Below are 6861 nucleotides of genomic sequence, written 5' to 3'. Positions count from 1 at the left end.
ACACGCGCAGACGACACTCCTGGTGCAACCTTCTAGCCCCCGATACCTTCGAAGCACTTAATTCAGCTACACTGACCCAAGCAGCATAGCTAACCCCCGACGTGTCTACTTTCCGGGGGTCAGGCCCTGTGTTTTGATAACGCGATGGCTGAATCGTTCTGGGCGACGCTGAAAACGGAGTTTTACGACCGGCAGCGCTGGCCTACTCGTGACAGTGCACGTACGGCTGTCGCACGCTGGATTGAGGTGGTCTACAACCGTCGACGCCGGCACTCCGCACTCGGGATGCTCAGCCCCGTCGACTTCGAGCACCACACCACCCAGACCACCAACAAAAAAGAAACAGCTGCCTAACCATCAGGTAGCTCCACTACATGTCCACCATTTGCGGGCAACCCCAGCTTTGATGTGGTGGACTTCGCGGTTATCGGCTGCGTGCCGGCAATCCGGCACAGGACAGGTCGGCATGGTGGAGCGTGCGAGGTCGCGTTGTTTCTGGTTCGCGAAGCGCTGCGTGTCATACAGGTTGACGGGTCCTTCTTGCGGGTGGAACATCGCTACTTCTAGGACGTCCGCAAAGTTCTGGGCCAGGAACTCCGCACCCGTCATCGTGGTGCCGTCAGTCAACCCAAGGATGACATCGTCCCCAGCGCCACCCATGATCTTGATCTGCTCTTCCAACGGGATGTGGACCAAGGGGCGGGGCACTGCAGGGGCAATACCACCCGGTCGCGCATTCTCCGCATCAGGGCGCAGGCCAAGTTCTGCCATCAGGTTTTGATACATCTGCGGACCAGCAGGACCATCAGTGAGGTTCTGGCGTGTTGCGAACTCAATAGCTGCCGCGTCTTCTTCTACGGCCATGATGGTGATAGGGTGCCTCTCATTCTGGGAGCGACCAATCCGCATTGTGGGTTCCGGGGCAGGCTTTTCCACCTCAGGCACGATGTCCTTCGCGCGACGTGTGAGTGTCTTGTAGTCACCCTTAACGGAAAGCAAAGCAAGCCGTAGCCGCCACTTCTCTTTGTGGTCTTTGATCCCGGAAAGTCTGCCTTCGATGTAGACGAGCTGATCCATGGACTTCTGAGTCGACCGGGCGATCTTGATCGCGTTGGCTTGCTTACGAGTGAATTTCGTTTTTCCGTAGTAGGCCGTGTGGACCTTGGTCAGCTCGGTGACTCGTGCAGGGTTGCAGCCAGCATCGAGGAGCACCTGGGCATCGAAGGATGCCAGGGTCTCGAGCGGGTTGGTGAAACCCGCTACTAAGGCTGCGAATGAAGTCATGCCATGCACGCTAAACCGAAACACAAAAACGTGCAGCTAGGGCCCCAAAAACCTGTGGATAACAGAAAAATCTATCCACAGGCGGTGCGGGCTAAAACAAGAGCGACAGGCCGAGGACCAGCGGAAACGGGCCGGTTCCCGCAAAGCCCAAAAAAGTTTCAGACGCTTGTCGTGGAACTAAACCGACTGCGTCGAACACCGCGTCATACGCGCTTCTTGCTGGAAAACCGTGGCTTAGCTATTTTGCAGCGTCCCGGTGGCTATGGAAGACCTGTTTTAGCTGCTTATGGAGCTGCGCTACGTGGTTTCCCAGGTGGATCGGCTGCAATCTAGGGACCCACATTCAGCCTCTATCTTTCAAAAAGTGCGATTTTTGAAAGATAGAGTCCCGATCGCGCGCTGTAAATTGCAGTGGTTCAAGTTCAGGTCTACTAATTCAGATCAGGGAGCTTGGCCAGCACGTCGGCGGCTGGCGGGTTGGTGGCGTGAGTGCCATCGGAGTAGAGGACGGTGGGCACGATGCGGTTGCCGTCGTTGACGGACTTGATCCACTCGTCGGCATCTACGCCGGGTGCTTCGACGTCGACGATCTCTACCGCGCCTTCGGGGAGCCTGGCGCGGCGAAGGTCCGCGACCAACGCCGTGCAGTACGGGCACCAGGAAGCGGCGAAAACGGTGACGGGTGCTGTGGTTTCAGGGGTTGAAGGAGTGGTAGGCAAAGCCCTAAGCCTTTCGTTCAAAACGTTGGAAGCGGTAGCGCAGAGGTGAATCGTCGGCACCGTCGAGGGTGATGTGACCACGCGAAGATGTGAACCAATCGGTTTCTTCGGCCAGCTCAAACTCCGCCGGAATGCGGGGGGCGAGGACGGGGTGGGGGAGGAGGGGAGCCAGGGAGGCGTCGATAAGCGTGCGTTCAATGACATCAACCTCATCGAGCGTGGCTTCGTAGAGTTGTGCCCCTCCCATGATCCATGCGTCGACTTGGAGGTCCGGGAGGTCGCGGGAGACGAATGCACCGTCGGACCATTCGCCCGGCTCGCGCGAAGACAAGATGTGATTCGGGCGACCCGGCAGCGGCCTGAACGGCAGGGACTCCCACGTGCGGCGGCCCATGATGACGGGGCTGCCCAGCGTGGTTTCCTTGAAATGTTTGAGGTCCTCCGGCAGGTGCCACGGCATGTCTTTGCCGTCGCCGATGACACCATCGAGGCTTTGCGCCCAGATTGCGCCGAGCATGCTAGACCGAGACCTTCGCCGTGATCGTCGGGTGTGGGTCGTAGCCGGTGACCGCGATGTCTGCGAAGCTGTAGTCGAAGATGGACTCCGCCTTGGTCAGCTCAAGCCGTGGGTAGGGGCGTGGCTCGCGCGACAGCTGCTCTTTGACCTGCTCAATGTGGTCGTTGTAGATGTGGCAATCCCCGCCAGTCCAGATGAGCTCACCGACCTCAAGGCCAGCCTGCTGAGCGAACATGTGGGTGAGCAACGCATAAGAGGCGATGTTGAACGGCACGCCCAAGAACATGTCCGCGGAACGCTGGTAGACCTGCATGGACAGTTTGCCGTCGGCGACGTAGAGCTGGAAGAGCAGGTGACACGGCATGAGGGCCATTTTGTCCAGCTCCGCCACATTCCATGCGGAGACGAGGTTGCGGCGGGACTCCGGATCCTGTTTCAGAAGGTCCAGCGCATTTTGAATCTGATCAATGTGCTGGCCATCCGGCGTGGGCCAGGAACGCCACTGCACGCCGTAGACCGGGCCGAGCTCACCGTTTTTATCCGCCCACTCGTTCCAGATGCGGATGTTGTTCTCCTGCAGCCAGCGCACATTCGAGTCACCCTTGAGGAACCACAGCAGCTCGCCGACAACGCCCTTGAAATACACCTTCTTGGTGGTCAGCAGGGGGTAGGACTCCGCCAGGTTGTAGCGCAGCTGCTTACCAAACAGGCTGATCGTGCCCGTGCCTGTCCGGTCGCCCTTCGGGGTGCCGGTCTCCAGGATCTCGCGCAGCAGGTCCTCGTAGGGGGTGTTAATCGTCTCTGTCACTTCGCAATTCCCTCGTAGCTGCCGTGCTCTTCCTTGTAAGCGGCAGCGTGTTCCAAAATCTCGTCGGCGATCTCCGGGCGGCAGATCAACAAATCAGGAATATATGTGTCCTGATTGTTGAAGTGCACTTCAGAACCATCCAGCCTCGTCGCGTGAAGGCCCGCTGCCTTAGCGACGCCCACCGGCGCCGCCTGATCCCACTCATACTGTCCGCCCGCGTGGATGTATGCGTCGTAGTCACCCAGCAGCACGTGCATCGCCTTCGCACCAGCTGAACCAATGCGGGCGGCCTCGAATCCCATCTTTTCTGCCACATAATTGGCTACCGCTGGGGGACGGTTGTGTGACAGTGCGATCTTTCGCGACAGTGGCCCTGACACATGGCGCACGTCCGAAGACTTAAACACCACGCCGAGGTCGGGTAGACCAACCGCTGCATGGATCGGAACACCGTCCTCAACCAGCGCGATGTGCACTGCCCAGTCCTGCCGGCCGGTAGCGAATTCCTTGGTGCCATCTAGTGGGTCCACAATCCATACCCGGCTGCAATCCAACCGTGACAGGTCATCTACGGCTTCCTCCGACAAGAAGCCATCCTCCGGGCGGTGCTGCTCCAACACCCGAGCAATCCAGTTCTGAGCCAGGTCATCCCCCGCCTCACCGAGCTCCCGGCCCCGAAGTAGGCCGACGCCACGAATTCCTTTCAGGATCTCGCCCGTTCCTTGAGCAATGAGGTTGGTCAACCGTGAGTCCGAGTACGTTGCCGTCATGGTCTAGACCTTACCGCTTTCCGGGGTGTGCCGTAGTTGTGCCGGGCCTTGGGGGAGGTGTGATTCGTTCTTTGTGTGGCTTGCCTCGGCTGGGTGCCCGCTGGTCTACAAAGTGGAATGAATGAAGTGCAATGAATCGAGTAGAAGGGACCGTTAGTAATTTCTCGTGGCGATGCCACCTGGTTTAATAACCTCCCACTAGCGTTCTGTAGTGGGAAGTTAAGTGCTCTGTTCGTGCCGGTTAAAGTGAAAGCGTGCCTGACAGACTTTCTAATCACTCCGTGAGCGGGGATTCTGGTCGCGTGCTCGACCGTTTCCACCCGCAGGTTTCGGCGTGGTTCGAGGAAGTCTTCGCCGCGCCGACACCCGTGCAGGAACAGGCGTGGCGGTCGATATCGGAGGGGGAGAACACCCTCGTCGTCGCCCCGACTGGCTCGGGTAAGACACTGGCGGCATTCCTCTGGTCGCTCAATTCGATGGTGAACCGCGCCGGGCAGCAAGCACTGCATTTCGACGACAACGTGGCACTCCAGCGCACCACCCGAGGAACGCGCGCGGGAGTCAAAGTGCTGTACCTCTCCCCGCTGAAAGCCCTGGGTGTGGACGTGGAGAATAATCTCCGCGCACCACTGACCGGTATCGCGCGGGTGGCGCAGCGCATGGGGCTGGACATGCCGGACATTTCCGTGGCGGTCCGTTCCGGCGATACCCCGCAGGCGGAACGTAACCGGCAAGCACGTAAACCACCGGACATTCTCATCACCACGCCGGAGAGCCTCTACCTCATGCTCACCAGCAAGGCGGCGGGGATACTGAAGACGGTGGATACCGTCATCGTCGATGAGATCCACGCGCTCGCGGGAACGAAGCGCGGCGTGCATTTGGCGTTGTCGCTGGAGAGGCTTCGCAGACAAGCAGGAAACTTCCAGCGCATCGGCCTGTCAGCAACAGTGAGACCGCTCGACACGGTGGCGAATTTCCTGGGCGAGCACACTACGATCGTGAATCCGCCCGCGGAGAAGAAGTGGCGGCTCGATGTGCACGTGCCGGTGGAGGACATGAGCGACTTGCCCGTGCCGGAAGAAGGCTCGCCGATCGGGGAAGCAGTTATCAGCGTGGACCTGGACCTCGTCGCCGCCCCGCCGCCCACCCCAGGTCAGTCCTCGATCTGGCCACACATTGAGGCGCAGTTGTATCGGGAGGTGATGGCGCATCAGTCCACAATTGTATTTGTGAATTCACGCCGCACCGCGGAGCGTCTGACCAGCCGACTCAATGAGATCTGGGCAGCGGAACACGACCCGGAGGCGCTCAGCCCGCAGACGCGTCGTCCGCCGGCGCAACTGATGAAGCCGGTAGACGTTGCTGGCAAAGCCACACCGGTGATCGCGCGGGCTCACCACGGTTCAGTGTCCAAGGAGGAACGCAAGACCACGGAAACCGCGTTGAAGGAGGGCACGCTCAAGGCGGTGGTGTCCACGAGTTCGTTGGAGCTGGGCATTGACATGGGCGCTGTCGACCTTGTTGTCCAGGTGGAATCCCCACCGTCGGTGGCATCTGGCCTGCAGCGTGTGGGCCGCGCCGGGCACTCGGTGGGTGCGGTGTCAGAAGGTTCGTTTTATCCCAAGCACCGCTCCGACCTGGTGCAAACAGCGGTGACTGTGCCGCGTATGCGGCAGGGCCTCATTGAGGAACTGCACACCCCGAAGAGCCCGCTGGACGTGCTCGCCCAGCAAACCGTGGCCGCTGTCGCGGTGGAAGACCTCGAACTGGATGACTGGTACGAGACGGTTACCCGCGCCTGGCCCTACCGTGACCTCGCCCGTGAAGTCTTCGATGCTGTTATCGATCTGGTCATTGGCATCTACCCATCCACTGACTTCGCCGAACTCCGCCCCCGCGCGATCCTGGACGGCACCACCCTCAAAGCCCGCCCCGGCGCGCAGCGCGTAGCCGTGACCAATGCCGGAACGATCCCGGATAGAGGGATGTTCGGAGTGTTCTTGGCCGCAAGCGACCAAGAAGGAGGACAAGGACAAGGACAAGGAAAAGGACCAAGAAGAGTCGGCGAACTCGACGAGGAAATGGTCTACGAATCCCGCGTTGGCGACGTATTCACTCTCGGCGCATCTAGCTGGCGGATTGAGAACATCACCCGCGACCAAGTTCAGGTCAGCCCCGCGCCGGGTCACACGGGCCGCCTGCCGTTCTGGACGGGAGACGCGCTCGGCAGGCCATACGAGCTGGGGCTGGCGCTTGGCGCATTCCGCAGAGAAACGAAAAGTGATCCGACCATCATCGACGCGAGCCTGGACGAATACGCCCACGACAACCTGCTGAAATACCTCGAGGAGCAAGAAGAGGCCACCGGCATCGTGCCGGATGAGAAGACCCTGGTCCTCGAACGTTTCACCGATGAGCTGGGGGATTGGCGTGTGGTGTTGCACACGCCGTTCGGCAAAGGCGTCAACGCGGCATGGGCGCTGGCTACTGGGTGGCGCGTGGCGCAGGAGACCGGCATGGACGCGCAGGCGGTCGCGGGGGATGACGGGATCGTGTTGAGGTTGCCGCAGGGGGAGCGGGAACCGGATGCGTCGATATTTGCTTTTGATGCGGATGAGATCGCGGACATTGTTACTGAACAAGTGGGCAATTCCGCTCTCTTCGCGTCGCGTTTCCGCGAGTGTGCCGCCCGCGCGTTGCTCCTTCCGCGCCGCAACCCGGGCAAGCGCGCGCCACTGTGGCAGCAGCGTCAACGTGCGG

The 6861-nt window shown here is 60.4% G+C and carries 6 protein-coding genes and 1 pseudogene; 2 read left to right on the top strand and 5 right to left on the bottom strand.

Features of this window, described 5'->3' with window-relative positions:
- Positions 1-129 precede the first annotated feature (129 nt).
- Positions 130-309 (top strand): annotated as a pseudogene (locus F4V54_RS09655) (integrase core domain-containing protein); the annotation flags it as partial.
- Positions 310-357: 48 nt separating this feature from the next.
- Here F4V54_RS09655 and F4V54_RS09650 read toward each other — a convergent pair.
- From F4V54_RS09650 to F4V54_RS09630, 5 genes are all read right to left on the bottom strand, one after another.
- Positions 358-1284 carry an HNH endonuclease signature motif containing protein gene (locus F4V54_RS09650; RefSeq protein WP_150386996.1) on the bottom strand — a complete coding sequence of 309 codons (927 nt, stop codon included), beginning with the start codon at positions 1282-1284 and terminating at the stop codon, positions 358-360.
- 431 nt (positions 1285-1715) lie between these two features.
- Entirely contained in the window at positions 1716-2003 is a 288-nt protein-coding gene (locus tag F4V54_RS09645) for a glutaredoxin domain-containing protein (protein ID WP_034666237.1), read from the bottom strand.
- Positions 2004-2007: 4 nt separating this feature from the next.
- Complete coding sequence (locus F4V54_RS09640) at positions 2008-2520, bottom strand: dihydrofolate reductase (protein ID WP_150386995.1); 513 nt, start codon at positions 2518-2520, stop codon at positions 2008-2010.
- A 1-nt stretch (position 2521) separates the two neighbouring features.
- Positions 2522-3328: a thymidylate synthase gene (locus F4V54_RS09635; protein WP_150386994.1), complete on the bottom strand. Its 807-nt coding sequence runs from the start codon at positions 3326-3328 to the stop codon at positions 2522-2524.
- Complete coding sequence (locus tag F4V54_RS09630; RefSeq protein WP_150386993.1) at positions 3325-4098, bottom strand: 3'(2'),5'-bisphosphate nucleotidase CysQ; 774 nt, start codon at positions 4096-4098, stop codon at positions 3325-3327. The genes F4V54_RS09635 and F4V54_RS09630 overlap by 4 nt, the downstream gene beginning before the upstream one ends.
- A gap of 254 nt (positions 4099-4352) precedes the next feature.
- Between F4V54_RS09630 and F4V54_RS09625 the strand changes: the two genes are divergently transcribed.
- Positions 4353-6861, top strand: a 2509-nt coding sequence (locus F4V54_RS09625; RefSeq protein ID WP_249041281.1) for a DEAD/DEAH box helicase, incomplete at its 3' end; no start/stop codon positions are given.

The organism is Corynebacterium tuscaniense (assembly GCF_008693065.1).
Taxonomy (GTDB): Bacteria; Actinomycetota; Actinomycetes; order Mycobacteriales; family Mycobacteriaceae; genus Corynebacterium; species Corynebacterium tuscaniense.
The sequence above is the reverse complement of the archived record's forward strand: the minus strand, read 5'-3'. Positions and strand labels throughout refer to the sequence as shown.